Source organism: Pseudomonas sp. BS3782 TE3695 (assembly GCF_050435305.1).
In the GTDB taxonomy this organism is placed as follows: Bacteria; Pseudomonadota; Gammaproteobacteria; order Pseudomonadales; family Pseudomonadaceae; genus Aquipseudomonas.
In genome coordinates this window covers 4,110,869-4,137,092 of record NZ_JBNDKB010000001.1, presented here as the reverse complement: position 1 = coordinate 4,137,092, position 26,224 = coordinate 4,110,869, and the positions used below count along the sequence as shown (strand labels likewise).

Genomic DNA, 26,224 nt, shown 5'->3' with positions numbered 1-26,224 from the left:
TGCCTGCAAATCCCTCTGGGTGACGTCTTTGACGTTCAGCCGTCTTGCGAGTGCAGCGAGCGCGGCGCCGTAGCGGCGCGCTCGCCAGTCACTCAGTGGGGCGCGCGAGGGATGGTCTTGAGCAGTTCCTCGGGGCTGATGTAGCCGACGACCGGCTGTACCCCGCTGCCCGGTTGCGGCAAGTCAAGGATGTGCCCCTTCATCTTGCCGATCACGTGCATTTCGCAAGGCTTGCAGTCGAATTTCAGCGTCAGCACCTCATCACCATGCACCAATTGCATCGGCGCGACTTTGGTACGCACGCCGGTGACGCCCTTGGCCTGCTTGGGGCAGAGGTTGAAGGAGAAACGCAGGCAGTGCTTGGTGATCATCACCGGCACCTCGCCGGTCTCCTCGTGAGCCTCATAGGCCGCGTCGATCAGCTTGACGCCGTGGCGATGATAGAAGTCGCGGGCTTTCTGGTTATAGACGTTGGCCAGGAACGACAGATGCGACTCCGGATACACCGGTGGCGGCTCGGTCTCGGCCTTGCGACTACCACGAGGGTGGGCTTTGATGCGGGCCGCGGTCAGCGCTTCGATGACTTCGCGGCGCAAGGACTTGAGCTGCGAGTTGGGAATGAAATACGCCTGCGGTGCATCCAGTTTGATAGCCGTGGCGTGGTACTGAGTAGTACCCAGTTGGCCGAGCAGGTCGTGCAATTGCTCCAGCGCCTGCTCCGGCTTGTTGGCCAGACCGAATGGACCGTCCAGGGCGACACTGACGCTGACAGCTTCCTCGCTGGTGGCCGTCAGTTCCAGGCGATCTTCACGCAGGCGAGCGACCCAGGCAACACCGACCCGGCGCTCGGCGGAGGTCTTGAGCAGGGCTTGGTGCCAGTTGTGGTCGAGGTTGCGGCTCAGCGGGTGATTCGGCCGCAACTGGTGCAACCCCTTGGGCATCTCATTGGGCTCCACACGATAGCGGTAGCGCTTTTCCCCGTCCTCTTCGAACTCGCCCTTCGGCTCGGCGATGTTGGTACGCCAGCCCACGACTTCACGCTTGACCAGCACATTGAGGCCGTCGCCATTGGACAGCGGTTCGTGGGTGACCACCAGCAGATCGCGTTTGCCGACTTTCTCCACGATGCCCACTGGCAGGCCGGTGAAGGTCGGTGTGTCGAAAGCGCCGATGTCGATCTTGCGGTCGCTGACGAAGTAGTCGGTGCTGCCACGGTGGAAGGTTTTGTCCGGATCGGGCACGAAGAAGTGCGCGGTGCGGCCGCTGGACGCGCGGGCCAGGTCCGGGCGCTCTTCGAGGACATCGTCCAGGCGCTGGCGATACCAGGCGGTGATGTTCTTCACATAGCCCATGTCTTTGTAGCGACCCTCGATCTTGAACGAGCGCACGCCGGCTTCCACCAGCGCGCGGATGTTGGCGCTCTGGTTGTTGTCCTTCATCGACAGCAAGTGTTTTTCGTAAGCGATGACACCGCCTTTTTCGTCCTTGAGGGTGTACGGCAAGCGGCAAGCCTGGGAACAGTCGCCTCGGTTGGCGCTGCGGCCGGTCTGCGCGTGGGAGATGTTGCACTGGCCGGAGAACGCCACGCACAGCGCGCCGTGGATGAAGAATTCGATCGCCGCATCGGTTTCGTCGGCGATCGCGCGGATCTCCTGCAGGTTCAGCTCGCGGGCCAGTACCAGTTGGGAGAAGCCGGCCTGGTCGAGGAACTTCGCCCGCGCCAGGGTGCGGATGTCGGTCTGGGTGCTGGCGTGCAGCTCGATCGGCGGGATGTCCAGTTCCATCACGCCCAGGTCCTGAACGATTAGCGCGTCGACGCCGGCGTCGTACAACTGGTGGATCAGCTTGCGGGCCGGCTCCAACTCGTTGTCGTGCAGGATCGTGTTGATGGTGGTGAACACCCGGGCGTGGTAGCGACGGGCGAATTCCACCAATTGGGCGATATCGCTCACCTCGTTACAGGCGTTGTGGCGGGCACCAAAGCTCGGGCCCCCGATGTACACGGCGTCGGCGCCATGCAGAATGGCCTCGCGGGCGATGGCCACATCGCGGGCAGGGCTGAGCAGTTCCAGATGATGTTTGGGCAGGGACATATTTTTTTAGTCGGGCTTGTCACGGTCGAGGTGCGCATTGTAGCGGCGAAATGTTTGATCGGCACCCACAGGCCCCTCCGCTGACGAGCGGCAGCCAAATGAAACTGTGGTCAGCCTCTGCCAGGCATGTCGATGTCATGTTGATGCACCCGTCGATACAGCGTTGCCCGTGAGATGCCCAAGGCCTTGGCCGCGGCGGTGGGTTTCCAGCGATGACGCACGAGGGCATCGATCAGTGCCTGGCGTTCCGGACTGGCGCAGCGTTCCACGGTGTCAGCTGAAGCCGGATCATTGATGCGATGGCCGAGCAGCTGCTCAGGCAAGTCACTCAACAGAATCAAATGGGTCTCGCACACCGCACAGGCGTAACGCAGCACGTGCCGCAGTTCGCGCACATTTCCCGGCCAGCGATAGCCGAGCAGGCATTCCAGCGCGGCGCTTCCCAGTTGCACCGCTATCCCACAGGCCGACGATTCTTCTTCGAGTATCCGGTTGATCAAGGCCAGCCGATCACTGCGTTCGCGCAACGGCGGTAACTGGAATCGCGCACCTCTGAGGCGAAAGTACAGGTCCTCGCGAAACTCGCCAGAGGTCACCAGCGCTTCCAGATCGCGGTGGCTCGCGCAGACGACCTGAATGTCGATCGCTTTGCTCCGTGATGCTCCGAGGGGCGCCACTTCGCCCTCGGCTAAAACCCGCAACAGGCGGGTTTGCAGGGGCAGGGGCATGTCACCGATTTCATCGAGAAACAGAGTGCCGCCATCGGCCTGTTCAAGCAGCCCTTGCATGCCTTTACTCGATGCACCGGTGAAGGCGCCGGCGACATAACCAAACAGCTCACTTTCGATCAGATTTTCGGGAATCGCTGCGCAGTTCACCGCGATAAAAGGTCGCTCACGGCGCAGGCTGGCCTGATGCAGCTGGCGGGCGAAGACTTCCTTGCCAGAACCGGTTTCCCCCTGGACCAGCACCGGTAAGTTGCGGTCTTTGACCCGTACCGCAAGGCGCAGGCTTTCTTCCAGTCGCGGGTCGAGTTCGGCGGGTGACAGTACCCGACGCGCTGGGGTGCGTTTGACCCGCCGTGGCGCGTTGAGTCGTCCATGCAAGGCATGACGGTCACCTTGGCCATGAAACAGGCAAAGCGATTCGTCCCTTGCCCGATGTAGTACTTGCTGATCGAACACTTGGTCGATGTGTTCCGGCAGTTGACCAAAGCTGTGCGACAACCACTGTCGCGCCGCGGGGTTCAGCGCCTGCAGTCGGCCGTCATCGTCCCAGGCGAGCAGGTAATCGGGTTGGCTGTCGACGTAGCCGGGGCTGTTGTGAGCCCGCAGCACCCAGTAGCCCTGGGCACTGCTCATGAAAAAAGCCTGTTCTATTTCCCGCGCGCTCTGCACCACCATTTGCCGGATCAGGTGTTGCGAACGGCGGTCGTCCGCAGAGCGCACCGCGGACACATCAAGCACGCCGAGCAGTTCGCCCCGAGGGTCGAAGACGGGCGCGGCAGAACAGGTGAGCCCGATAAAAGCGGCGCGGAAGTGATCTCGCTTATGCACCGTGACCGGTGTGCGTGCGGTCAGCACCGCAGCCACGCCACAGGTGCCTTCTTCACCTTCTGACCAGCAGGTGCCCAGGTACAGGCCGGCTTTGCGGCAGTCATTTCGGATAGTGCTTTCCACGCGGTAGTCGATGGTCTGGCCCTGGGCATCGGTCAGCAACACGCAGTAGTCGGCATCGCGCACGCGACCATGGAGGCGGGCGACTTCTTCGCTGGCGATGCGCAGGAACAGTTCGGAGCGTTCTTGACACTCCTGCAGCACGTTTTGCGAAAGGATTCGTGGCCCTTGTAATGAGCCGGGGTCCAGGTGGTGTTGCTCCATGGAGCGGCGCCAGGAGTCCAATATCAAGTCCGGCACAGGCAGTTGCGGCAGGTGCGCTGCGTTCTTCAAAACACGGCTGACGCAATCCACATGCGCCTTCGAGTGGGCGGAAAGCATTTAAGGTCTCCGGTTCGATGTTCTTTTAGTTGTGCGGCCATTAAGCGCCGTTCACGGACGCTCGACAAGCATCGGTTCACTCACGGCGATGGTGAGACGCAACGTCTCAAGGTCTCACCACGTACCCCTGCGGGCTGACATGGGACGTCTCAATCGAGCGTAATCCAAACCCTCAGGAACTCAGGTCGTAGCCGCTCTGGAACAGGCCTCCTGGCGCTTTTTTGCGAACCTGGCACCGGCCTTGCTCTAGCCCTGAAACGTAGCCCCTGCAACCAGTGCGCTGCCAACCCGATAATAAAAAGAGGTGCCCTATGTCCTCCTGCCGAGGCCTTTTCCCTGTTCTACCTGTGGTGCTGGCATGAGTCGCTTGCCATTGACCGTCGGCATCATTGCCAACCCGGCGTCCGGCCGGGATGTACGGCGCCTGACGGCGAATGCCGGGTTGTTTTCCAGCACCGACAAGGTCTCGGTGATCCAGCGGCTGCTGGCAGCTTTTGGTGCCACCGGTGTCGAGCGGGTGCTGATGCCCACCGACATGACCGGCATCGCCGCTGCGGTATTGAAGAACAGTCATGGTCGCCAGGCGCGCGACAGCTACTGGCCCATCCTGGAGTTCCTCGACCTTACCTTGCGCCAGAGCGTGGCGGACACTCGCCAAGCTGCGCGCTGGATGGCTGAACGCGGCGTGTCGCTGATTGCCGTACTCGGCGGTGACGGCACCCACAAAGCGGTGGCAGCAGAAGTCGGCGACATTCCACTGCTGACGCTGTCGACGGGAACCAACAATGCCTTCCCGGAACTGCGTGAGGCCACCAGTGCCGGGCTGGCCGGCGGGTTATTCGCCAGCGGGCGGATTCCACCCGAAATCGCTTTGCGCCGTAATAAGCGCTTGTTGGTGCGGATTGCGAACCGCGACCTGTGCGAAGTGGCCCTGGTGGACGTGGCGGTGTCCTCGCTGCCCTTTACCGGCGCCCGCGCCATCAGCCGTGGGATCGATCTGGCGGAGGTGTTTGTAACGTTCGCCGAACCTCAGTCCATTGGCCTTTCAGCGCTCTGTGGCTTGTGGTTTCCGGTATCGCGCCAAGCCCCCAATGGCGCCTGGATGCGCCTTGATCCGCACTCTTGCGAAGCGTTGCTGGTGCCACTGGCGCCCGGCCTGTTGCAAGGCTGCGGCGTGCTCGCCGCCGCCAGCCTTGAACCCGGCGTTGCCCATCGTCTGTGCCTGACCAGCGGCACCCTGGCCCTGGATGGCGAACGGGAAATCGAATTCAACGCCCATGACTTCCCCACCGTTACCCTCGATGCCGGCGGTCCGCTGAGCATCGATGTCAATGCGGCGCTGGCCTATGCAGCGCGAGAGCGGCTGCTGGCCATTGGCCGTGAACATCCGCAACACCCTTTGAACCTTGCACCTTGAAACCTGAGCCTCAAGACACCCTGGAGAATAAAAATGTCGACACAGCTGACCGCTGATCAATTACTGCATGCCTATCGGGTGATGCGCACCATCCGCGTCTTTGAAGAGCGCTTGCACGTGGAGTTCGCCACCGGCGAGATTCCCGGTTTCGTCCATCTTTATGCCGGTGAAGAGGCCTCGGCCGCCGGTGTCATGGCTCACCTGGGGGATGATGATTGCATCGCCTCCAACCACCGTGGCCACGGTCATTGCATCGCCAAGGGCGTTGACGTGTACGGGATGATGGCCGAGATCTACGGCAAGAAAACCGGGGTTTGTCAGGGCAAGGGCGGCTCCATGCACATTGCCGATTTCGAGAAGGGCATGCTCGGCGCCAACGGCATCGTCGGCGCCGGCGCACCGTTGGTTGTGGGCGCGGCTCTGGCCGCCAAACTCAAAGGTACGGACAGCGTCGCGGTGGTGTTCTTTGGCGACGGCGGCTCCAATGAAGGGGCGGTGTTCGAAGCGATGAACATGGCTTCGGTGTGGAACCTGCCGTGCCTGTTCGTTGCCGAGAATAATGGTTACGCCGAGGCCACCGCCTCCAACTGGTCTGTGGCGTGCGATCACATCGCCGACCGCGCGGCCGGCTTCGGCATGCCCGGGGTCACCGTCGACGGCTTCGATTTTTTCGCTGTTCATGAAGCCGCCGGCGCCGCCGTGGAACGGGCACGAGCGGGTGAAGGACCGTCACTGATCGAGATCAAGCTGACCCGCTACTACGGTCACTTCGAGGGCGACGCCCAGACCTACCGGGCACCGGATGAGGTCAAGTATTTCCGCGAGCACAACGACTGCCTGATGCAGTTTCGCGAACGCACCACCAGGACCGGTTTGATTAATGCCAGCCAGTTGGACCAGATCGATAGCGAAGTGGACCTGCTGATCGAAAATGCCGTGCGCAAGGCCAAGTCCGACCCCAAGCCGAGTGCGGCCGACCTGCTGACCGACGTCTACGTTTCCTATCCCTGAACGCCCCCTATAACAAGAATCGAGACCTTCATCATGGCGAGAAAAATCAGTTATCAGCAGGCAATCAATGAAGCTCTGGCCCAGGAAATGCGCCGCGATCCCAGCGTGTTCATCATGGGGGAAGACGTCGCTGGCGGCGCCGGTGCTCCCGGTGAAAACGACGCCTGGGGCGGGGTGCTGGGCGTGACCAAGGGCCTCTATCACCAATTTCCCGGACGTGTGCTGGACACGCCGCTGTCGGAGTTGGGTTATGTCGGTGCCGCGGTAGGCGCAGCGACCTGCGGCGTACGCCCGGTGTGTGAATTGATGTTTGTCGACTTTGCCGGTTGCTGCCTGGACCAGATCCTCAATCAGGCGGCCAAGTTTCGCTACATGTTCGGTGGCAAGGCCTCCACCCCGTTGGTGATTCGCACCATGGTCGGCGCGGGCTTGCGGGCAGCGGCCCAACACTCGCAAATGCTCACATCGCTGTGGACCCACATCCCCGGGCTGAAAGTCGTCTGCCCGTCGTCTCCTTATGACGCCAAGGGTCTGTTGATCCAGGCTATCCGCGACAACGACCCGGTGATCTTCTGCGAACACAAACTGCTCTACAGCATGCAGGGCGAGGTACCGGAAGAGCTCTATACCATCCCGTTCGGTGAAGCCAATTTCCTGCGCGATGGCAAGGACGTGACGCTGGTCTCCTATGGGCGCACGGTCAATACGGCGATGGATGCAGCCCGCAACCTGGCCGCGCGAGGCATTGACTGCGAGGTCATCGACCTGCGCACCACCAGCCCGCTGGACGAAGACAGTATTCTGGAAAGCGTGGAAAAGACCGGACGCCTGGTGGTGATCGACGAAGCCAACCCGCGCTGTTCCATGGCCACTGATATCTCGGCGCTGGTGGCGCAAAAAGCGTTCGCCTCGCTCAAGGCACCCATCGAGATGGTGACTGCGCCGCACACACCAGTGCCATTCTCCGACGCCCTGGAAGACCTCTATATCCCTGATGCGGCGAAGATCGAAAACGCCGTGCTCAAGTTGATCGAGTGGAGCAAGCGTTCATGAGCCAGATTCATACCCTGACGATGCCCAAGTGGGGCTTGTCGATGACAGAAGGCCGGGTCGATGTCTGGCTCAAGGAGGAGGGCCAGGTGATCGCCAAGGGCGATGAAGTGCTCGATGTGGAAACCGACAAAATTTCCAGCAGCGTCGAGGCGCCGTTTTCCGGTGTGCTGCGTCGGCAGATCGCGCGCCAGGATGAAACCCTTGCGGTCGGTGCGTTGCTCGGCATCGTGGTCGACGGCGAAGCCAGTGATGCCGAAATCGATGCAGTGATCGAGCAGTTTCAGGCCGCCTTCGTGCCGGGTGACGGCGCCGAGGAAGACAGTGGGCCGAAACCGCAGAAGGTCGAACTGGATGGGCGGCTGATCCGTTACTTCGAGCGCGGCGAAGGCGGGGTACCGTTGCTGCTGGTGCACGGGTTTGGCGGCGATCTGAACAATTGGATGTTCAATCATGAAGCATTGGCTGCCGAGCGCCGGGTGATTGCTCTGGATCTGCCGGGCCATGGCGAGTCGACCAAACAGCTGGAGCACGGAAACCTGGATGAGCTGAGCGACGTGGTGTTGGCATTGCTTGATCACCTGGACATTCGCGCAGCGCATCTGGTGGGGCACTCCATGGGCGGCGCGGTATCGCTGAACACTGCGCGTCTGGCTCCACAACGGGTACGTTCCCTGATCTTGATCGGCAGCGCCGGTTTGGGCGCGGAAATCAACGGCGATTACCTGCAAGGTTTTGTCGAGGCGGCCAGCCGCAATGCCCTCAGGCCACAGCTGGTGCAACTGTTCTCCAACCCCGAACTGGTCAATCGGCAGATGCTCGAAGACATGCTCAAGTACAAGCGCCTGGAAGGGGTGGATGCGGCCCTGCGCCAGCTGGTTTCGGGATTGTTCAAAGAAGGACGGCAACAGTTCGATCTGCGCGACGTGGTGCAAGAAAGCCGGCAGCCGGTGTTGCTGATCTGGGGCGGTGACGACGCGATCATTCCTGCGGCCCACAGTGCCGGCCTGACAGCCCGGATCGAAATCCTGCCGGGCCAGGCGCACATGGTGCAGATGGAAGCGGCCGAGCAAGTCAACCGGCTGATTCTGGACTTTGTGCAACAACACTGATGCTCCCATGGCGACCTTTTGCGGGTCGCCAAGGCCAACGACTTCAAGGAGATAGCAACATGAGCCTTTCAATTGATCCGACCCGCCGCATGCGCGCCGCTGTGTGGCATGGCCGTCACGATATCCGTGTCGAAGACGTTCCGCTGCCCGTGTCGCCACCTGCGGGCTGGGTCCAGATTCGCGTGCAATGGTGCGGTATTTGCGGCTCCGACTTGCACGAATACGTGGCCGGGCCAGTGTTCATCCCGGTGGATGCGCCGCACCCGCTGACCGGAATCAAGGGCCAGTGCATTCTCGGTCATGAGTTCTGTGGCGAAATCGTCGAACTGGGAGCCGGCGTTGAAGGGTTCAGTGTGGGCGAGCCGGTGGCAGCCGACGCCTGTCAGCACTGTGGCACCTGTTATTACTGCACCCATGGCTTGTACAACATTTGCGAAAACCTGGCCTTCACCGGGTTGATGAACAATGGTGCATTCGCCGAGTTGGTCAATGTGCCGGCCAATCTGCTGTACAAGTTGCCGGCCAACTTTCCCGCCGAGGCCGGGGCGCTGATCGAACCGCTGGCCGTGGGCATGCACGCGGTGAAAAAGGCCGGGAGTGTGCTGGGGAAAAATGTGGTGGTGGTTGGCGCGGGAACCATCGGTCTGTGCACCATCATGTGTGCCAAGGCTGCTGGTGCGGCCCAGGTCATCGCCCTGGAAATGTCAGGAGCGCGCAAGGCCAAGGCTCTGGAGGTTGGGGCGAGCCACGTGCTGGACCCCAATGAATGTGACGCTCTGGCAGAGGTACGGCGGCTGACCGGCGGACTTGGGGCGGATGTCAGCTTCGAATGCATCGGCAACAAACACACGGCCAAGCTCGCTATCGACCTCATTCGCAAGGCCGGCATGTGCGTGTTGGTGGGCATCTTCGAGGAGCCCAGCGAGTTCAATTTCTTCGAGTTGGTCTCCACCGAAAAACAGGTGCTGGGTGCGCTCGCCTACAACGGTGAGTTCGCTGATGTGATCGCCTTTATTGCCGACGGCCGGCTGGACATCACCCCGCTGGTAACCGGGCGCATTCAGCTCGAACAGATCGTCGGGCAGGGCTTTGAGGAATTGGTCAACAACAAGGAACACAACGTGAAAATCATCGTTTCACCCGCTCGAGTCTGAGGCCACTTGAAGCGTGCGGCCACGAAATATCCGTGAGAGGCCCACTCTGGACTACGCTTTGGAATCCAGGCTGGACGATCAGGTTCTTTCAGAACTTTGAAAAAACCTGATCGTTCGCCAAGTACTACAGGGAGTTATCGCCATGACGTTTTTGCATTGCACGCAACCCTCCTCACATCCCCTTTGGGTGAGTAATGGCACGCTGACAGGCAAGAAGACTCGAATGCACCGCAATAGCGGCATTCTCGCCCGTGTCGGCATCCTGAGCGTTTTTACCCTCAGCCTGCTGCCCACTCTGGCCATTTCAGCGACCTCCACTGCGACCTTCACCGTTTCCGCAAGCATTGTGGCCGGCTGCGGGATCACCGCCTCTCCTTTGGCTTTCGGCGCCTATACAGGTGTGCAAGCCGATGCCGAATCCAGCCTGTCGGTCAACTGCACCAACACGACTGCCTATAGTGTGGGCCTCGGTGCCGGGACGAGCGGCGGCACCGCGACCGCCCGGCAGATGTCCGGCACTCCGGCAGGCATTCTGTTCTATGCGCTGTACTCGGACGTCACGCGGGCGACCAATTGGGGCGACACCGGTGGCACCGGGCTCATCACTGGAACCGGCAGTGGCTCCGTTCAGGTGATTCCTGTCTATGGTCGAGTAGCGGCGGGGCAGCTTAGTCCGCCAGGCACCTATGCCGACACAATGACGGCCACCGTCACCTTTTGACCTTAAAGACCATGGTCAAGCACGGTGCCTTCCTTCAGAAAACCTGCCGATGCCCTGATACACACCCAATATGCCCCTTCGTCGCAAAGGTGCGGATTTGACGTGTTCTTTCCCACTTCGATGCTAACCTCAGCCTGCGAGTAACCCCTTAAAGGGAATGGGAATTTGAATGGGCTCGGAGTTTTGGCGGTCATGAGCACGATGCTCAGTACGACAGCATTGGCGGCGCAGTTTCAGGTTGAGGTCCGGGTCAATGTGCAGCGCGGTTGTCAGTTGGTTGGCCAACAGCGTGAAGCGGGTATCGAGCAATTGGGCGTCCTCGACTTCGGCACCACCGCCCGCCTGGACGATCCTTCAGGGCCATTGAGTGCAGCATTGCTTGACACACGCCTGCCACGCCTGGAATGCAATCCCGATACCCCTTACCAATTACAGGTCGACGGCGGACTGCATGGCGGCGTCGACGAGGTCCGCTATCTGGCGGGCAGTGCAGAGCACAGCAAACCCATTCCTTATCGCCTCTATCAAGACGCCGCACGGCAGATTCCGCTGCCGGTGAATGTGCTCTTGAGTGGGCGGGTACCGGATTCAGGTACGGTGGATTTGCCTCTGTATGCTCGTATCGAACGGTTGGCCGAGATCCCCCGCGTCAGCCGTTATTCCGATCTCTTGAAAGTGACCGTGAGCTGGTAACAGGCATTGAGTGACACCTGTCCGATGGATTCGGGCAGTACAAGGAAACGTCGTTCGCAAATGGACGGCCACTGTTTGAATCCTGATGGAATTAGGATCGGTGCAAGACGATGAAAAGTTGGGTGGTGATGACCCTTGGCACAGTTTTACTACTGGTCGAGGAGGCGCAAGCGGCGATCAGTGGGCAGATTGATGCGCGGCTGATCATCATCGCCAGTTGTGCAGTGACCAATGACATAACCAATAGCGACGGCAGTCCGGTCGGTGATGTTGGCCTGTTGGATTTCGGCTCGCAAGGTCCGACCTGGACCAACCCGATCAATGCCAACCTGAGCGATGCCGGCAACGGCACACTGCAAGTCTCTTGCAACTCTTCGGTCACCGGTTTCACGGTGACCATCGATGGCGGTACCCATGGCGACGGCACCACGCGGCGCCTGAGCAATGGTACCCAGACCATCCCTTATCGATTGTTCCTCGATGCGTCTGGTGGCGACAGCTACAGCATCGGGCAACAACGCAATTTCGCTGTTACCAATGGGGGCCAGGTACCAATCCCGGTATTTGGCTCGGTGGTCGCGAATACCGGCGCGGTTCCGACAGGGGTCTATACCGACACCTTGACGGTCACGCTGGATTGGTAAACCCAGAGGATGGACATCATGCATACGCTCGTATCAAGGATTGGATTTTCAGTGCTCGTTCTGGCGCTGGCCAGCAGTGCTCAGGCAGCCACGACGACTGGCCAGTTCACTTCCAGCATGACGCTCAGTAGCAGCTGTCAGATCAACGGTGCCGGCGGAACCAGCGGGGTGAACTTCGGTACGCTGGACTTCGGTGCCACCGGCAGTCTATTCACTACAGCAAACGGGGAGGTGCTCGCTGGCGGCGGTGGCGCACTGTCGATTCTGTGCTCCAGCGGCACCTTACCGACTGTCACAGTCGGGGCCGGCAACAATGATGGCGGATCTGTCGGCGGCACTCGCGCACTGACCGATGGTAGCAACAACTTCGTACCTTACGACCTGTATACCGACTCCGGTCGTACGCAGGTCCTGGCGATCGACGGAGTGATCGCACTTGCAGAAAGTACCGGGGTAGCACAGACCGTGAATATCTACGGCAAGGCCGTGGGCAAGGCCGGCTTGCCCGCGGGCACCTACTCGGACTCTGTCGCCGTTGAATTGACTTTCTAGTGCAATGGAGTCCTGCCGCGCTGATCCTGATCGGCGCGACTGGTTTGCCTCTGCCGCTGGCGGCGGGCACCAGTCAGAGTTTTCAGGTCAGCGCGACAGTGACAGCGGCATGTCTGGTGATGGGCGGGGTTTCCACTTACGGCAACCTCGATTTCGGCACTCAATCGGCGTTGGCGACCAACACTGTTCAAGTGCAATTGAGCGACGGCGTGCAGTTGCAATGCACGCCGGGCGTGAGCCTGAACATTAGCGTCGATGGCGGCCAGTACAACAGCAACGGGCGACATCTGCAGCTTGATGACGGCAGTGCCCGCATGGCCTACCAATTATTCAGTGACGCGGCCTTCAGTGAGAGCCTGGGCATCGGTCAGAGCGTGGCCGTGGCCTACAGCGATGCGAACAACATCCGATTGCCTATCTACGCACAAGTACAGTTACCGGGTGATCAGCCCGGAGGAATTTATAGCGATGTGCTGCAGGTGCAGCTGTCGTGGTAGCTCGGTAGTTCGGGCATAAGGAGCAGGCATATGTATTCACCTTTGCGCAGATTACCAGCCGCGCGTTGCGCTGTGCTGGCAATGGCATTGCTGGGCGGGGTCAAGGTGCAGGCGGCCAGTTCGGTGTTGATCTGGCCGATTGATCCGGTGCTGGAGGCCGATCAACAAGCGAGTGCGTTGTGGCTGGAAAATCGCGGCAACGAGACGGCGAATCTGCAGATCCGCGTGTTTGCCTGGAGCCAGAGTGGTTTCAGCGATCAGTATCAAAACCAGCGCGATGTCATTGGCAGCCCGCCAGTCGCGAAAATCGAACCCGGGCAGAAGCAACTCGTACGCCTGACCCGTACCCGCGATGTACCGCCGGGGCAGGAGTTGGCCTATCGCATCATTATCGATGAAATTCCCGCGGCCAGGCCCGTAACGGCTGAAGACGGCAAAACCGCTGCCGCCATCCGGTTTCAAATGCGTTATTCGGTGCCGCTGTTTGCCTACGGCGCCGGTCTGTGGAGCAAGGAAGACATGACCCGTAAACGCGACCCCAAAGGCGCCGGGGCGCCTGATTTGAGCTGGCGCAAAGTGGCGGTCGATGGCCGTTCGTACGTGGAAGTGCGCAATCAGGGCGCGGTGCATGCCCGGTTGACCGATGTCGCGTTCAAGCAGGGCGGTCAGACACGGCCGCTGGTTGAGGGACTGCTCGGTTATGTGCTGCCGGGGGCGATCATGCGGTGGCCGACACCGGAGCCGATCAGTGCGGACCAGGCCTTGCAGGTACGGGTCAATGGTGCTCCGCAGGTTCAGAATATTGCGCCGGGGCGATGATAGCCCGGTGATAGGAACAGTGTGGCGAGGGAGCTTGCTCCCGCTCGGCTGCGAAGCAGTCGTAAAATCTGCAGCCGCGTTCTACCTGATAAAACGGTGTCGCTGAATTTAGGGCCGCTCCGCGACCCAGCGGGAGCATGCCCCCTCATCACAAGTGTTGTGCGTATCTCTTGATCGCCACAGTAAGGAAATGTCCATTGACGGACGTAAAGCGGTGATGAGCCAGGATTGGGCTCTTAGTATCAAGCGTCCGCTGTGGGCCGCGATTGGCCTCTACTGTCTGGTATTCGCCCACCCCGGCCTGGCGGCAGAGCTGCCGCCAGCCCCCATTGGCATGGAGGCAATTGTCGACGCGCAATTGTTTCTGGAACTGATCGTCAATCAAATGGAGACCGGGCGTGTGGTGGCAGTGGAGCAGCGTGGCGGGCGCTTCTTTGTACCGGTCGCGGCGTTACGCGAAATCGGTATGAAATTGCCGCAAGCACTCAACGCTGAGGTCGCCCTCGACAGTCTGCAAGGTTTGACAAGCGACTATGACAGTCAGGGGCAGCGGCTTTTGTTGACCGTCCCGCCGGACTGGTTGCCGGAGCAATTTGTCGGCAGCCAAGAGGCGTACCCGCGCACCGCGGCGTTGAGCAGTTTTGGTGCCTTGCTCAACTACGACCTGTATCTCAATGACACCGACGACAGCGCCACCTACCTTGCGGCCTGGAACGAGGTGCGGCTATTTGACAGTTGGGGCACGCTGTCCAACACCGGGCAATACCGGCGCACGATTTCCGGAATCAGCAACGACACACTGAACAATGGTTATCGGCGTTACGACACCACCTGGCGTTATTCTGATGATGAACGCCTGCTGACTTACGAGGCGGGCGACCTGATCAGTGGTGCCTTGCCCTGGAGCAGTTCGGTGCGCCTGGGCGGTGTGCAAGTGTCGCGCGATTTCGGCGTGCGCCCGGACCTTGTGACCTACCCGTTGCCACAGTTCGCCGGGGAAGCGGCGGTACCTTCATCGGTCGACCTGTTCATCAACGGCTACAAGTCCAGCAGCGCCGAGTTGCAGCCCGGTCCCTACACGCTGACCAACGTTCCGTTCATCAACGGTGCGGGCGAAGCAGTGGTGGTCACGACCGATGCCCTGGGTCGACAAGTCTCGACCACCGTGCCGTTTTATGTCACCAGCAACCTGCTGCAAAAAGGCCTGATGGATTTCTCGGTGGCCGCCGGTACCCTGCGCCGCGACTTCGGGATCCGCGATTTCGGTTACGGTCCGGGTGTGACCTCCGGCAGCCTGCGTTACGGTCTGAACGACAGTCTAACCCTCGAAACCCATGCCGAGGCCTCGGACGCGCTGGCCCTTGGTGGCGTTGGCGGCAACCTGCGCGTGGGCAATTTCGGCGTGCTCAACACGGCGGTCAGTCAAAGCCGGTTCGACGGCAATAGCGGTCAGCAAGTCAGCCTCGGTTATCAATACAGCAGTCAGCACTACAGCGTTGCCTATCAGCGTATGCAGCGCCGCGACCAGTACGCCGACCTGACCGTGGTCGACAGCCCCTATGTCAGCCTCAGCCAGCGCAGCGAGCAGTTGACCCTGAGCGTCAGTCTCAACGGCTGGGGCAGCCTTGGCGCAGGCTATTTCGATGTGCGAGCGGCGGATGATTCGCGCACCCGGTTACTCAATCTGACCTGGAGCAAGCCCCTGTGGCGCAATACCAGTTTTTACGTGTCGGCCAATCGCGAGATCGGCGATAGCGACTGGGCGATGCAGGCGCAACTGGTCATCCCGTTCGACCTACGGGGCACTCTGAGCATGAGTGGCGAGCGCAGCAAGACCGGCATTAACCGCCAGCGCGTCAATTACAGTCGTGCGGTGCCTAGTGCCGGCGGCGTGGGCTTCAACCTCGGTTATGCCCACGACGAAGGTCCGGATTATCGCCAGGCCGACCTGACCTGGCGCCTGCAATCGGTGCAATTGCAGGCAGGGGTTTACGGCAACAGTGACGCCGAGACTCGTTGGGCCGATGCCAGCGGCTCGCTGGTGTGGATGGACCATCAAGTGTTCGTTGCCAATCGTATCGATGATGCTTTCGTCGTGGTCAGCACCGGTGGCTTTGCCGATATTCCGGTGCGTTACGAAAATCAACGGGTGGGCCAGACGGATAAGAACGGTCATCTGCTGGTGCCATGGAGCAGCGCCTATTACCGCGGCAAATATGAAATCGACCCACTGAATTTGCCGACCAATGTGCAGAGTTCGAATGTTGAACAACGAGTCGCGGTGCGCCGTGGCAGTGGTTACCTGCTGGAGTTTCCACTGAGCCGGATCATTGCCGCCAGTGTTGTGTTGGTGGACTCGCAGCAGCACCCATTGCCCTTGGGCAGCGGCGTGCGGCACGAGCAGAGCGGGGCGCACGCCGTGGTCGGTTGGGACGGGCTGGTTTATCTGGAAAACCTGGAAGCGCACAACAGTTTGCAGGTGACCTTGGACGATGGCCGGACTTGCCAGGCGCAGTTCACGCTGGACATGCAACAGGACCAGGTGCCGTTGATCGGGCCGCTGCTATGCCAATGAAACCGCATTGATTAGAACAGGGAGGTGGGTGTGCAATTTTCTGATGGATGGCCGGGTAGAGTGATCAAGCTGATGGCGATTTTTCTGCCGTGTCAGGCCTATGCCTTGTGCGAGGTGGCCAGTACTTCACCGGCGGGTTTTGGCTCGCTCAGTTCGATCGCGGTGCGTACCACTTTGCAAACCAGTTCCACCACCCATGCCGGTTTGAGTTGCACCGGTTCGTTGGTATCGCCGTTGGCCAGCGATGAGCATTTTTATGCCACCATCACATCGGCAACCGCGGGGGTGGTCGGGCCTACCAGTGATGTGATTGGCTACACACTGTTTGCCAACAACAGCAGCAGCTATCCGATCACTCGCGGCGTAGCGTTCGATTTCGCCCGACACTCGATCATCGATGACCTCGGCCTGCTTTCCAATCCAACGGTTGCCAAGGCTGTACCGATCTACCTGAATACGATCATCGGCAGCAACGTGGCGGCCGGGATTTATTCTGAAACCCTCAACATTTTCTGGAATTGGGATTATTGCCATGACTATGGTGGCGGTGGCAGCTGTCAGGGGCGAGACATCAACAGCGGTTCCACGAGTCTGACTGTCAATATGACCGTGGACAACGATTGCACGATCACTGCGCCGAACATCAGTTTTGGCAGCGCCTCGGCAATCAGCTCCTTCTCCACCGTCACTGGCCAGACGATCAATCTGGTCTGTACCAAGGGCAGTGCCTATACGGTGGGGCTGGACGATGGTCAGCATGCTGTCGGCGTGGGCGGGCGCAGGCGGATGATCTCGGGTAGCAATTACTTGGATTACGACATTTTCAAGAGTGCCGGAAGCACTCGTTGGGGCAGTGTCAGCACGACGCGTCGCACAAGTTCCGATGCCGAGGTCAACCCCGGCAACGGCTTGGGCACTGGCAGTCAGATCTTCAACTACAACGCCAAAATCTACCTCGACCAGAGCACGCCGCCACCGGGAACCTACATGGACAGTGTGGTGCTGGATGTTGGGTTCTAGTACCAGCTTCCAGGCATAAAAAAAGAACCTCTGAAAAGAGGTCCTTTTGTTTTTCCATGCTTGAGCGCAACGATTACTCAGTTCTTCACCGTTTCCTCAAGAGAGAAGCGCCCCAGTGGATTCTGCTGGAAGTTTTCGATGTTCTTGCGCGAAATGTTGATGTAAGGGCTGTAGTAAAGGTCGATCCAGTTAACGTCATTTTTGGCGATTTTCTGCAGGTCGACGTACATCTGTTCACGCTTGGCCGGGGCCGCTTCAATGCGGGCAGCCGATACCAGATCCTTGACCTTGTCGTTCTTGTAGCGGGTCATGTAGTTCATGTTGGTGTCGTGGCCCAGAACGAAGGTGGTCTTCTGGTCCGGGTCGAGGATGTCGTTGGTCCAGTACATCACGGACAGGTCGTAGTCACCGTCGACCAGCATCTGCCAGCTCTGGGTGGGGTCAACCTTTTGCAGGGTGGCGGTCACACCGACAGCCGCCAGTTGCTGCTGAACCAGCACGGCAATCTGTTCATCGGCTTCGTTACCAGCGTTGACCACGTAATTCAGCTTCATGCCCGCTGCGCCGGCATCGCTCAGCATCTGCTTGGCTTTGGCCGGGTCGAATGGACGCTTCAAGTTGTCGGCGTAGTGGTAAAGCGAGCCTTTGGGAATGTAGGAGTAAGCCTCCTGGCCATGGCCGAAGGTGACGGTATCGACCACCGATTTTTTGTTGATCGCCATGTCCAGCGCCTGACGTACTTCAGGCTTGCTCAGCAAGCCGTGCTCATGGTTGATCAGCAGGTGATCTTCCCGAGTGGAAGGGTCGGAGTGGATGGTCAGGTTGGGATCCTTGCGCAGCGCATCGACTCGCGAAAACGGTACGAAGATCGCGGTGTCCAGCTCACCGGCCTGCACCTTGAGCATCCGGGTGTTGTCGTCGGGAATGGAAATCCACTCCACGCCATCCAGGCTGACCTTGTCGGCCTGCCAGAAATGCGGGTTCTTCTCCAGCTTCACGCGATCGCCGCGCAGCCATTCCTTGACAAAAAATGCCCCTGACACCACAGGTTCCTGGGCATAGGCATCTTCCCCCATGCGGGTCATGGCCTTCTGCGAGAGCACCGACACAGTCGGCGAGGCCAGTTGCGAGAGGAACGGCACCGACGGGGCGGTCAGGGTGACGACCAGAGTTTGCGGGTCGGCCGCTTTGGCCGTGTCGATCAGTTTGTAGGCATCGCTCCACAGCGAGGCCTTGTTATCGCGAGTACGCAACAGACTGAATGCCGCATCATCGGCCGTGATCGGCGAGCCGTCGGAGAATTTCGCCTTGCGCATTTTGAAGGTGTAGGTCAGGCCATCGTCGGAGACTTTCCAGCTTTCAGCCAGGCCAGGTTCCATTTTGCTGCCGGCCTTATCGACCCGGATCAGCGTGTCGTAAACATTGGAAAACACCCAGGTATCACGGTTTTGCGCGCTTTTGATCGGGTCGAACGTGGTGCTTTCTTCTCGGCAACCGATGGTGAGTACACCCGCCGCCTGAGCAATGCCGCTGGCAAGGGTGCAAGCGGTCAATGTGGCTGCGGCGAGCAATTTCAAATGCCTGGATCTCATGGTCAAACTCCTTCTTGATGAGTACGTGGTTTTTTAGAACAAAGGCTCCTCGAGCACGCAGTCGTAACGGCGAACGTCGAGTTGACGGGTAGGGGGCGCCACCTGGCTACAAGTGGCACGAACGTAGCGACAGCGCGGGTGAAAGGCGCAGCCGGATGGCAACTGCAAAGGGCTGGGCGGTTCACCGGGCAAAGGGTCGGTGGGTAGCGCTCGGGCCGGATCGATTTCTGGAATCGACTGGATCAGCGCGGCGGTATAAGGATGTCGCGGGGAGCGAAATATGTCCTCCACGGGGCCTTCTTCGACGATCTTGCCCAGGTACATCACCGCCACCCGATCACAGAGCCGGCGAACGATCGCCAGATCATGGGCAATGAACACAATCGCCAGGTTCATGCGCTGACGCAGCTCCAGCAGCAGGTTGATGATCTGCCCCTGGATGGACACGTCCAGCGCCGCGACGCATTCATCGGCGACGATCAGGCGCGGCTCCACGGCCAGCGCACGGGCGATCCCGACACGCTGGCATTGGCCGCCGCTCAGGGCGTGCGGTTTGCGGGCGGCCAATTCGGGGCGCAGACCAACCAAAGTCAGCAGTTCATCGACACGGGCGGCAATCAGCGATTCCGGCACCTTGCGTTGTACCCGAAGCACTTCTGCCAGGGTCTGGCCGATGCTCAAGCGTGGATTGAGCGCGGCATAAGGGTCTTGGAAAACCATCGCCGTCTCATGACGCAGCCGCTCGATGTCGACTTTTCCGGCATGGGCCATGTCGATGCCGTCGAACAGTACCTGCCCGGCGTAAATCTCGTTGAGGTGCAGGATCGCCCGCCCCAGGCTGCTTTTACCGCTGCCCGACTCGCCGACCAGTCCGAGCGTTTCTCCGGCCGAGAGGGTCAGCGAAACGCCGTTGACCGCCGTCAGCCATTGTCGGTTCATGCCCAGAAAACCAGTGCCCGGCGCGGCGAAGCGCACATGCAGATCCTTGACCTTGAGCAGGGTCATGAGCGGTCTCCGGCGGCCAAGGGGTAATGGCAAGCGATGCGGTGTCCATGGCTGACCGGCTGCAACCCCGGCATCAGTGTTGTGCATCGGTTACCGATTTGCTGGCAACGCGGATTGAAGCGGCAACCCTGGGGCAGGGCGTCGAGCAGGGGCGGTTGCCCGGCGATGGTTTTGAGCAATGCGTGACCGTGACTGGTGGCCGGCTGACAGTCGATCAACCCCGCGGTGTAAGGGTGGCGTGGATGGGCCAGCACCTCGTGCTTGTTGCCGTGCTCGCACAAGCGTCCGGCGTACATTACGGCAATCGAGTCGCAGGTCTGTGCAACGACCCCCAGGTCATGGGTGATCATGATGATCGACAGGCCACGCTGGTCACGAAGATCCAATAGCAGGCGCAGGATCTGCGCTTGCACCGTGACGTCGAGGGCGGTGGTCGGTTCATCGGCGATCAGCACGTTCGGGTTGCAACCCAACGCCACGGCGATCATCGCTCGCTGGCGCATGCCGCCGGAAAATTCGTGAGGGTAACTGTCGACTCGTCGCTGCGGATCGGGAATGCCCACTTGCCGAAGGACGTCGATGGCTTGAACGCGGGCTTCGCGCTTGCTGGCGCCTTGGTGCAGACGAATACCTTCGCCAATCTGCTCGCCGATGCGCATCAACGGGTCGAGATGGCTGCTGGGGTTCTGGAAAATCATCCCCAATTGACGTCCACGCATGCGGCGCATGCCGGCCTCGTCCAGGCGCAGCAGATTTTCCCCGGCCAACTGCACGGTTGTGCCTTCGACTCGCAGGTTTGGAGACGGCAGCAGTCTCATTAAACCGCGACAAGCCATGGTTTTACCGGAGCCGCTTTCCCCCACCAGCCCAAGCACTTCACCCTCGGCCAGGTCAAAGGACAAGCGATCCACCAGCGTCACCTCGTGCTCACCCTTACGGGCGATAATGCTGAGCTCTTCGACCTTCAGCACAGGCGCACTCACGAGCGTTCACCCAAGTGTTCGGCAACAGCATCGGCCAACAGGCTGAACCCCATGGCCAGGGTGACGATCGCCAATCCCGGAAAGGTGCAGATCCACCAGGCGGAGGTAATGAAACTCTGGCCTTCGGCGACCATCGTGCCCCACTCGGCGGTCGGTGGTTGAACACCAAGACCGAGGTAACTGACCGCCGCGCCGCTGAGCAATACCAGTACCGCATCGGACATGGAAAACACGATCGAACCGAACATCGCGTTCGGCAGCAGGTGCCTGAACAGAATGCGCCCATGACCGAAGCCGAGGCTTTTGGCGGCCAGGGCAAAATCGCTTTCCTTGAGGATCAGGATCTGCGAGCGGATCAAGCGTGCGTAGGACACCCAGCCCACCAGCGCCATGGCGATATAGAAACTCATCAGGCCAGGACCGAGGATCGCCATGATCGCCAGCATCAACACCAGGAACGGGAAGGCCAGGATGATATCGATCAGGCGCATGCAGAACGTGTCGAAACGCCCGCCGATGTAGCCGGACAACGCCCCGACACAGGTGCCGATCAGAAACGGGAAAATCACCCCGATCACCGCCAGTTGCAAGTCGATGCGGGCCGACCAGATCACTCGGGACAACACGTCGCGGCCAAAATTGTCGGTGCCGAACGGGTGGGCCAGATGGGGCGCCAGCAAGCGAATATCAGTGTTCTGGGCGATCGGATCGAAGGGCGCGATCCAGGGCGCGAAGATCGCCAGCGCCAGCCAGCTGAGCAGGATTGCCAGGCCCAATCCCATTGCCAGTCGAGGGTTGCGCAAACCCAGGCGCAGGTTCAATCGAGGAACCGTCGTTGCCTGGCTGCTCATCGGATTTTCACCCGTGGATCGATGGCGACTGTTACCACATCGGCAAGAAAGTTTACCGCCACAGTGGCGCAGGCCAGCACCATCGCCACGCCCTGGACCACCATATAGTCACGGGTGAAGATGCCTCGAACCAGTAACTGGCCGATCCCGGGAATGGCGAACAGACTCTCGATGACCACCGTGCCGCTGATCAGCCAGCCGATGTTCACCGCCAGCAGGTTGACGGCGGGTACGAGCGAGTTGGGCAACACATGGCGACGAAACACCACGTCTTCAGACAGGCCGCGAGCGCGGGCTGCCGTGACATGGTCGGCTTGCAATTCCATCAGCATGCTTGCCCTCAGATTACGTATCAATACCGCCGATAACGCCAGGGCAATGGTCAGGCAGGGCAGGACCATGTGGTGCAGTTTGTCCAGCCAGGAACGGCCGTAGCCGGAAACCGGGAACCAGCCCAGTTGTACGCTGAAGAGCAGGATCAGCATGATCCCCAGCCAGAATGCCGGCATGCCGAGGCCGGCGGTGGTGAACAGGCGGATCAGGTTGTCGCCCCAACCGCCCTTGTTACGGGCCGCAACGGTGGCCAGCGGCACCGCGATCAACATGGCCAGCAGCACGCTGCCCAGCACCAGAGACAACGTGGGCTCGATGCGCGTGCTGATCAGCTTCAAGGCATCGACCTTGTACAGCAATGACTGGCCAAGGTCGCCATTGAACAGGTTTTTCAGGAAGTAGAAGTACTGCATCCACAGCGGTTGATCGAGGCCGAACTGAGCGCGAACCCTGAGCAGCCCCTCCGGCGTACTGCGCGAGCCGAGCAGGGCGCGCGCCGGGTCGCCGGGAATCGAGCGCACCAGCACAAACGTGATGAGACTGATGCCGAACAGCACCGGCAGCAGCTGCAGGGGGCGTGAGAGGATGAAACGGTAACGCGACAGATTCATCGACTAACCTCGGTGCCGCTGGAGGAAATCCAGTAACACCGGAAAGTAGGCGTGAGGTTCTTCGTAGAAGGGCATGTGGCTGCTGTTGGGGAACACATGCAGTGCCGCATCCTTGAGCGCCATTTTCATGCGCATGGCACAGGCTGGCGTCAGTTCGTCGTGCTGGCCGGTGGTAATCAATACCGGCATGGTGAAGTCCGCCATTTCCTGGAGACGGTTCCAGTTTTTCAGATTGCCGACGTAGAGAAACTCGTTTGGCCCCTGCATGGTTGTGTAGGGCCCCATGTTCCAGTCGCCCAAAGAGCGTGTGACCGGTGCCGGCCACTCGTCCAGGCGGCAGACGTGGCGATAGTTGAGGAGGGTGATTGCCGCTTGGTATTGGGGGTGATCGAGGGTGCCCATGGCTTCATGGCGCTGCATCATGGCCACGGTTTCGCTGCCAAGCGCACCACGCAGACGCTCCAATTCCTGAGACAGGTGCGGGATATCGCCTACGGTATTTTCCAGAATCAGGGTTTTAATTGCATGAGGGTGATAAATGGCATATTCGATCGCCAGCCAGCCGCCCCAGGAGTGCCCCAGCAAATGCACCCGGCCCAGGTCGAGGGCCTGCCGGACGGTTTCCACCTCAGCGACATAACGGGAAATATCCCACAGGGATGGGTCTTGAGGTCTGTCAGACGCGCCGGTGCCGAGTTGGTCGAAGGCGACCACGCGCAACCCCTTGTCCTTGAGCCAGCCATGGGCATCACGCAGATAATCGCAGGGAAGCCCCGGGCCTCCATTGAGGCACAACAGGACCTCATCGCCCTCGCCAAAGCTGTAAACCACCAGGTTGTGGCCATCGACTTCGACGTTAAAGTGCTGGTCCGGCTCGATTTCACGCCACATCGAAACTCTCCCTTTATGATGCTGACCGGTTCGGATGCTAACCAAATGGCCTACCTTACTGAGTAAGTCATGTGCCCAAAAGCTAGTATTTGTTATAGGTTTGGTCTGGCAGTCCCTCGCCGAGGCGTGGCATTCTACGTGCTGAATTTCAGGATTGAAATTAATTACGGAGCGCAATGGATGCAGAGCAAGCTATCTGACGTTAATCCCCGTCTTTTATCAGGCAAGAGCCTGGATGAGCAGATGGACAACGCCTTGCTATTGGCTCAGGAGCTGGGCTTCGATGCTTTGGTGTACGACTACAGCCCGGTGCCACTGGACCATGAAGGCAAGTTGATCACGCCCTCGGTGCTCAAACTGCGCAACACGCCAGCCGATTGGCATACGCGTTGGTGTGCGGAGGGTTACTACCAGATCGACCCGGTCCAGCAGGTAGCCCTCAATTGTGTTTCACCCTTTGTCTGGTCCTACAAACCCGGGACTGACACCCTGTTGGAACCGGTCATCAACCAGTGCCATGCGCCAGTGGTGAGCTATCTGGAAGACACGCAAATGACGTGTGGCGTCTCAGTTCCGATTCATCTGCCCAAAGGCGGTTTCGCCTCGTTGACCGGGTTGCGTTCCGGCAACAGCGCCGGTGTGTTGCGCGATGCCCGGCGGACCCTGGCCGATTTCAGCCTGATTTCCCATGCCTTGCAGGAAGCGGCCTATCCGTTGCTTGGCAAGGAGGCTCACACGCCTCCCATTCATCTGACCAAACGTGAACGCGAGTGCCTGAAATGGGCGGCGGAGGGGCTGACCGCCGCCGAGATTGCCAGCCAACTGAATCGTTCGTTGGCCACTATCAGCCTTCATTTGACCTCGGCCATGCACAAACTCGGGGCCAAGAATCGGGTCCAGGCCGTGGTTCGTGCCACCCACTATCGATTGCTCGATAGCTGAAACAGGGCAAAAACCTATCTGTTTCTCTAGTTATTTTGACGGTCGGATCCCGCTATTGTGTGCCGTACGGTTTTTCAGGGGCGGCACGAAGAAATGGAATCTATCGGAATACGCGAAGGCTTTGCACCTTTTGGTCCTTATCAGACCTGGTATCGCATCACCGGTCACTTTGACGGTAAACACACGCCGCTGGTGATTCTGCATGGTGGCCCGGGCTGCACGCATGATTACGTCGATGCCTACAAGGACATCGCCGCGAGTGGGCGGGCGGTGGTGCATTACGATCAACTGGGTAACGGTCGCTCGACCCACCTGCCGGAAAAAGACGCCTCGTTCTGGAACGTAGCGCTGTTTCTCGAGGAGTTGGATAATCTGCTGGATCATCTTCAGATCAGCGACAATTACGCACTCCTGGGGCAATCCTGGGGCGGCATGCTCGCCAGCGAGCACGCGGTACGGCAACCTGCGGGACTCCGGGCCTTGATTCTCGCTAATTCCCCGTCGGACATGCGCGTCTGGGTTCAGGAAGCCAACCGTTTACGTCAACTGCTGCCTGCCGGTGTCCATGAAACTTTGCTTGAGTACGAACGGGCAGGGGATTTTCAAGCGGTCGCCTATCAGGACGCTTCGAGGGTTTTTTACGACAACCATGTGTGTCGCGTCATTCCCTGGCCCGAAGAAGTCGCGCGTACGTTTGCCCAGGTCGATGCCGATCCCACCGTTTACCATGCCATGAGCGGGCCGACGGAATTTCATGTGATAGGCAGCCTGAAAGACTGGACCATCGTCGACCGTTTGCCGCAGGTCAACGTGCCGACGCTGGTGATATCAGGTCGCTACGATGAAGCAACACCGACCGTGGTCAGACCCTTTCTGCAGCAGATACCGAATGTTCGTTGGGCGTTGTTCGAGAACTCCAGCCATATGCCCCATGTCGAGGAGCGGGTCGGCTGCATGGGGACGGTGGTGAGTTTCCTGGATGAGTGCTTGTAGGCGAAACGGCCCGTGAGGTCCACGGGCCTGCTTGTGCGGCAAAATCACTCAAAGATCGATCACCCAATCAGACGTCGGCTTGCTGCGATCTCTGGTGGGATGAGGAAACAAATGGACCTCTGAAAAGAAGTCCATTTTTTTTCGCCCGCGAGAAACCTTTTGCACCCAGATCATCGCTCAGATCGCAGGCACCATTCGTCAATTGCCCTGCACTCTGGCACGGACAATGTCTCCAAAGAAGTTCCATTACCTGGTATTGGAGACTGATATGAAACCTGATCCGTCCACCACCAAGGAAGAGTCCACCCAGGATTTGAGCAACCCCAATGACGATGGCTGCGTGCTCGGTACCGCTGGCCGCGATGAAGACCCCAATGCCACCACCGATTGGGACAAGGAAAGGAACGCGGAAGATCATCGCCAAGGCCCGAGTGACGCCCGAGGAATGCCCGGTTACCCGCGTGACGCGCCTGATGAGCAGACGTCATCGACAACCAAAACCCGGGCACAAACCAGCGAAGCGGAGCCCGGCATCGAAACGCCAGAACAGGATAACGACAAGGTCGGTTGATTTGCGCAGGGGGTGATCGGGACCTGCCACAGCCTCGCTCCTGCATGGATCCATGCAGTCGTGATCACGTGCATCGGAAATAAAGAACTCCTGAGCG

24 protein-coding genes are annotated in these 26,224 nt (G+C 59.8%); 16 read left to right on the top strand and 8 right to left on the bottom strand.

The window, feature by feature from the left end:
• Positions 1-92: 92 nt before the first annotated feature.
• Positions 93-2,093 carry a peptidase U32 family protein gene (locus tag ABH909_RS18615; RefSeq protein ID WP_429435946.1) on the bottom strand — a complete coding sequence of 667 codons (2,001 nt, stop codon included), beginning with the start codon at positions 2,091-2,093 and terminating at the stop codon, positions 93-95.
• A gap of 110 nt (positions 2,094-2,203) precedes the next feature.
• Entirely contained in the window at positions 2,204-4,090 is a 1,887-nt protein-coding gene (locus ABH909_RS18610) for a sigma-54-dependent Fis family transcriptional regulator (protein ID WP_429435944.1), read from the bottom strand.
• Between the two features lie 358 nt (positions 4,091-4,448).
• On the opposite strand from ABH909_RS18610, the gene ABH909_RS18605 reads away from it, so the two are divergent.
• The 13 genes from ABH909_RS18605 to ABH909_RS18545 all read left to right on the top strand — a co-directional run bounded on the left by ABH909_RS18605 (position 4,449) and on the right by ABH909_RS18545 (position 17,355).
• Complete coding sequence (locus ABH909_RS18605; protein ID WP_429435941.1) at positions 4,449-5,507, top strand: ATP-NAD kinase family protein; 1,059 nt, start codon at positions 4,449-4,451, stop codon at positions 5,505-5,507.
• Between the two features lie 33 nt (positions 5,508-5,540).
• Positions 5,541-6,518: a thiamine pyrophosphate-dependent dehydrogenase E1 component subunit alpha gene (locus ABH909_RS18600; protein WP_429435938.1), complete on the top strand. Its 978-nt coding sequence runs from the start codon at positions 5,541-5,543 to the stop codon at positions 6,516-6,518.
• A gap of 33 nt (positions 6,519-6,551) precedes the next feature.
• Positions 6,552-7,571 carry an alpha-ketoacid dehydrogenase subunit beta gene (locus ABH909_RS18595; RefSeq protein WP_429435936.1) on the top strand — a complete coding sequence of 340 codons (1,020 nt, stop codon included), beginning with the start codon at positions 6,552-6,554 and terminating at the stop codon, positions 7,569-7,571.
• Positions 7,568-8,680: an acetoin dehydrogenase dihydrolipoyllysine-residue acetyltransferase subunit gene (locus tag ABH909_RS18590; protein WP_429435934.1), complete on the top strand. Its 1,113-nt coding sequence runs from the start codon at positions 7,568-7,570 to the stop codon at positions 8,678-8,680. The genes ABH909_RS18595 and ABH909_RS18590 overlap by 4 nt, the downstream gene beginning before the upstream one ends.
• Positions 8,681-8,769: 89 nt before the next feature.
• On the top strand, positions 8,770-9,834 hold the full coding sequence (locus ABH909_RS18585) for a 2,3-butanediol dehydrogenase (protein WP_429439973.1): 1,065 nt from the start codon (positions 8,770-8,772) through the stop codon (positions 9,832-9,834).
• A 223-nt stretch (positions 9,835-10,057) separates the two neighbouring features.
• Positions 10,058-10,555, top strand: coding sequence for a Csu type fimbrial protein (locus ABH909_RS18580; protein ID WP_429435931.1), 498 nt, complete (start codon positions 10,058-10,060; stop codon positions 10,553-10,555).
• A gap of 192 nt (positions 10,556-10,747) precedes the next feature.
• Positions 10,748-11,248, top strand: coding sequence for a Csu type fimbrial protein (locus ABH909_RS18575; RefSeq protein WP_429435928.1), 501 nt, complete (start codon positions 10,748-10,750; stop codon positions 11,246-11,248).
• Between the two features lie 110 nt (positions 11,249-11,358).
• Entirely contained in the window at positions 11,359-11,892 is a 534-nt protein-coding gene (locus ABH909_RS18570; protein ID WP_429435926.1) for a Csu type fimbrial protein, read from the top strand.
• 18 nt (positions 11,893-11,910) lie between these two features.
• Complete coding sequence (locus tag ABH909_RS18565; protein WP_429435923.1) at positions 11,911-12,444, top strand: Csu type fimbrial protein; 534 nt, start codon at positions 11,911-11,913, stop codon at positions 12,442-12,444.
• Positions 12,444-12,941, top strand: a complete 498-nt coding sequence (locus tag ABH909_RS18560) for a Csu type fimbrial protein (RefSeq protein WP_429435920.1) — start codon at positions 12,444-12,446, stop codon at positions 12,939-12,941. The genes ABH909_RS18565 and ABH909_RS18560 overlap by 1 nt, the downstream gene beginning before the upstream one ends.
• 30 nt (positions 12,942-12,971) lie before the next feature.
• Positions 12,972-13,760: a fimbrial biogenesis chaperone gene (locus ABH909_RS18555; RefSeq protein ID WP_429435917.1), complete on the top strand. Its 789-nt coding sequence runs from the start codon at positions 12,972-12,974 to the stop codon at positions 13,758-13,760.
• Between the two features lie 217 nt (positions 13,761-13,977).
• Positions 13,978-16,335, top strand: coding sequence for a fimbria/pilus outer membrane usher protein (locus tag ABH909_RS18550; RefSeq protein ID WP_429439970.1), 2,358 nt, complete (start codon positions 13,978-13,980; stop codon positions 16,333-16,335).
• A 72-nt stretch (positions 16,336-16,407) separates the two neighbouring features.
• Positions 16,408-17,355, top strand: coding sequence for a Csu type fimbrial protein (locus tag ABH909_RS18545; protein WP_429439967.1), 948 nt, complete (start codon positions 16,408-16,410; stop codon positions 17,353-17,355).
• 77 nt (positions 17,356-17,432) lie between these two features.
• Here the strand turns inward: ABH909_RS18545 and ABH909_RS18540 are convergent, their stop codons facing one another.
• Genes ABH909_RS18540 through ABH909_RS18515 form a run of 6 tightly spaced genes read right to left on the bottom strand, consistent with a single transcriptional unit; the run spans position 17,433 to position 23,621 of the window.
• Entirely contained in the window at positions 17,433-18,947 is a 1,515-nt protein-coding gene (locus ABH909_RS18540; protein WP_429435914.1) for an ABC transporter substrate-binding protein, read from the bottom strand.
• Positions 18,948-18,980: 33 nt separating this feature from the next.
• Positions 18,981-19,952: an ABC transporter ATP-binding protein gene (locus ABH909_RS18535; RefSeq protein ID WP_429435911.1), complete on the bottom strand. Its 972-nt coding sequence runs from the start codon at positions 19,950-19,952 to the stop codon at positions 18,981-18,983.
• Complete coding sequence (locus ABH909_RS18530; RefSeq protein ID WP_429435909.1) at positions 19,949-20,935, bottom strand: ABC transporter ATP-binding protein; 987 nt, start codon at positions 20,933-20,935, stop codon at positions 19,949-19,951. The genes ABH909_RS18535 and ABH909_RS18530 overlap by 4 nt, the downstream gene beginning before the upstream one ends.
• Positions 20,932-21,786, bottom strand: coding sequence for an ABC transporter permease (locus ABH909_RS18525; protein ID WP_429435906.1), 855 nt, complete (start codon positions 21,784-21,786; stop codon positions 20,932-20,934). The genes ABH909_RS18530 and ABH909_RS18525 overlap by 4 nt, the downstream gene beginning before the upstream one ends.
• Positions 21,783-22,730, bottom strand: a complete 948-nt coding sequence (locus tag ABH909_RS18520; RefSeq protein ID WP_429435904.1) for an ABC transporter permease — start codon at positions 22,728-22,730, stop codon at positions 21,783-21,785. The genes ABH909_RS18525 and ABH909_RS18520 overlap by 4 nt, the downstream gene beginning before the upstream one ends.
• 3 nt (positions 22,731-22,733) lie before the next feature.
• The gene (locus ABH909_RS18515; protein WP_429435902.1) at positions 22,734-23,621 is read right to left on the bottom strand and encodes a proline iminopeptidase-family hydrolase; all 888 of its coding nucleotides are present in this window, start codon (positions 23,619-23,621) and stop codon (positions 22,734-22,736) included.
• A gap of 180 nt (positions 23,622-23,801) precedes the next feature.
• On the opposite strand from ABH909_RS18515, the gene ABH909_RS18510 reads away from it, so the two are divergent.
• The 3 genes from ABH909_RS18510 (at position 23,802) to ABH909_RS18500 (ending at position 26,127) form a co-directional block, all read left to right on the top strand.
• Positions 23,802-24,563, top strand: a complete 762-nt coding sequence (locus ABH909_RS18510; RefSeq protein ID WP_429435900.1) for a LuxR family transcriptional regulator — start codon at positions 23,802-23,804, stop codon at positions 24,561-24,563.
• A gap of 93 nt (positions 24,564-24,656) precedes the next feature.
• Complete coding sequence (locus ABH909_RS18505; RefSeq protein ID WP_429435897.1) at positions 24,657-25,556, top strand: proline iminopeptidase-family hydrolase; 900 nt, start codon at positions 24,657-24,659, stop codon at positions 25,554-25,556.
• A 268-nt stretch (positions 25,557-25,824) separates the two neighbouring features.
• A complete protein-coding gene (locus tag ABH909_RS18500; RefSeq protein ID WP_429435894.1) occupies positions 25,825-26,127 on the top strand; it encodes a hypothetical protein in 303 nt (100 codons plus the stop codon).
• Positions 26,128-26,224: the final 97 nt, after the last annotated feature.

Coding starts and splice junctions, on each gene's coding strand:
- ABH909_RS18500 (WP_429435894.1), top strand. CDS start 25,825: ATGAAACCTGATCCGTCCACCACCAAGGAAGAGTCCACCCAGGATTTG.
- ABH909_RS18505 (WP_429435897.1), top strand. CDS start 24,657: ATGGAATCTATCGGAATACGCGAAGGCTTTGCACCTTTTGGTCCTTAT.
- ABH909_RS18615 (WP_429435946.1), bottom strand. CDS start 2,093: ATGTCCCTGCCCAAACATCATCTGGAACTGCTCAGCCCTGCCCGCGAT.
- ABH909_RS18600 (WP_429435938.1), top strand. CDS start 5,541: ATGTCGACACAGCTGACCGCTGATCAATTACTGCATGCCTATCGGGTG.
- ABH909_RS18595 (WP_429435936.1), top strand. CDS start 6,552: ATGGCGAGAAAAATCAGTTATCAGCAGGCAATCAATGAAGCTCTGGCC.
- ABH909_RS18515 (WP_429435902.1), bottom strand. CDS start 23,621: ATGTGGCGTGAAATCGAGCCGGACCAGCACTTTAACGTCGAAGTCGAT.
- ABH909_RS18565 (WP_429435923.1), top strand. CDS start 11,911: ATGCATACGCTCGTATCAAGGATTGGATTTTCAGTGCTCGTTCTGGCG.
- ABH909_RS18575 (WP_429435928.1), top strand. CDS start 10,748: ATGAGCACGATGCTCAGTACGACAGCATTGGCGGCGCAGTTTCAGGTT.
- ABH909_RS18610 (WP_429435944.1), bottom strand. CDS start 4,090: ATGCTTTCCGCCCACTCGAAGGCGCATGTGGATTGCGTCAGCCGTGTT.
- ABH909_RS18545 (WP_429439967.1), top strand. CDS start 16,408: ATGGCGATTTTTCTGCCGTGTCAGGCCTATGCCTTGTGCGAGGTGGCC.
- ABH909_RS18510 (WP_429435900.1), top strand. CDS start 23,802: ATGCAGAGCAAGCTATCTGACGTTAATCCCCGTCTTTTATCAGGCAAG.
- ABH909_RS18525 (WP_429435906.1), bottom strand. CDS start 21,786: ATGAGCAGCCAGGCAACGACGGTTCCTCGATTGAACCTGCGCCTGGGT.
- ABH909_RS18585 (WP_429439973.1), top strand. CDS start 8,770: ATGCGCGCCGCTGTGTGGCATGGCCGTCACGATATCCGTGTCGAAGAC.
- ABH909_RS18520 (WP_429435904.1), bottom strand. CDS start 22,730: ATGAATCTGTCGCGTTACCGTTTCATCCTCTCACGCCCCCTGCAGCTG.
- ABH909_RS18555 (WP_429435917.1), top strand. CDS start 12,972: ATGTATTCACCTTTGCGCAGATTACCAGCCGCGCGTTGCGCTGTGCTG.
- ABH909_RS18550 (WP_429439970.1), top strand. CDS start 13,978: ATGAGCCAGGATTGGGCTCTTAGTATCAAGCGTCCGCTGTGGGCCGCG.
- ABH909_RS18570 (WP_429435926.1), top strand. CDS start 11,359: ATGAAAAGTTGGGTGGTGATGACCCTTGGCACAGTTTTACTACTGGTC.
- ABH909_RS18540 (WP_429435914.1), bottom strand. CDS start 18,947: ATGAGATCCAGGCATTTGAAATTGCTCGCCGCAGCCACATTGACCGCT.
- ABH909_RS18590 (WP_429435934.1), top strand. CDS start 7,568: ATGAGCCAGATTCATACCCTGACGATGCCCAAGTGGGGCTTGTCGATG.
- ABH909_RS18605 (WP_429435941.1), top strand. CDS start 4,449: ATGAGTCGCTTGCCATTGACCGTCGGCATCATTGCCAACCCGGCGTCC.
- ABH909_RS18580 (WP_429435931.1), top strand. CDS start 10,058: ATGCACCGCAATAGCGGCATTCTCGCCCGTGTCGGCATCCTGAGCGTT.
- ABH909_RS18535 (WP_429435911.1), bottom strand. CDS start 19,952: ATGACCCTGCTCAAGGTCAAGGATCTGCATGTGCGCTTCGCCGCGCCG.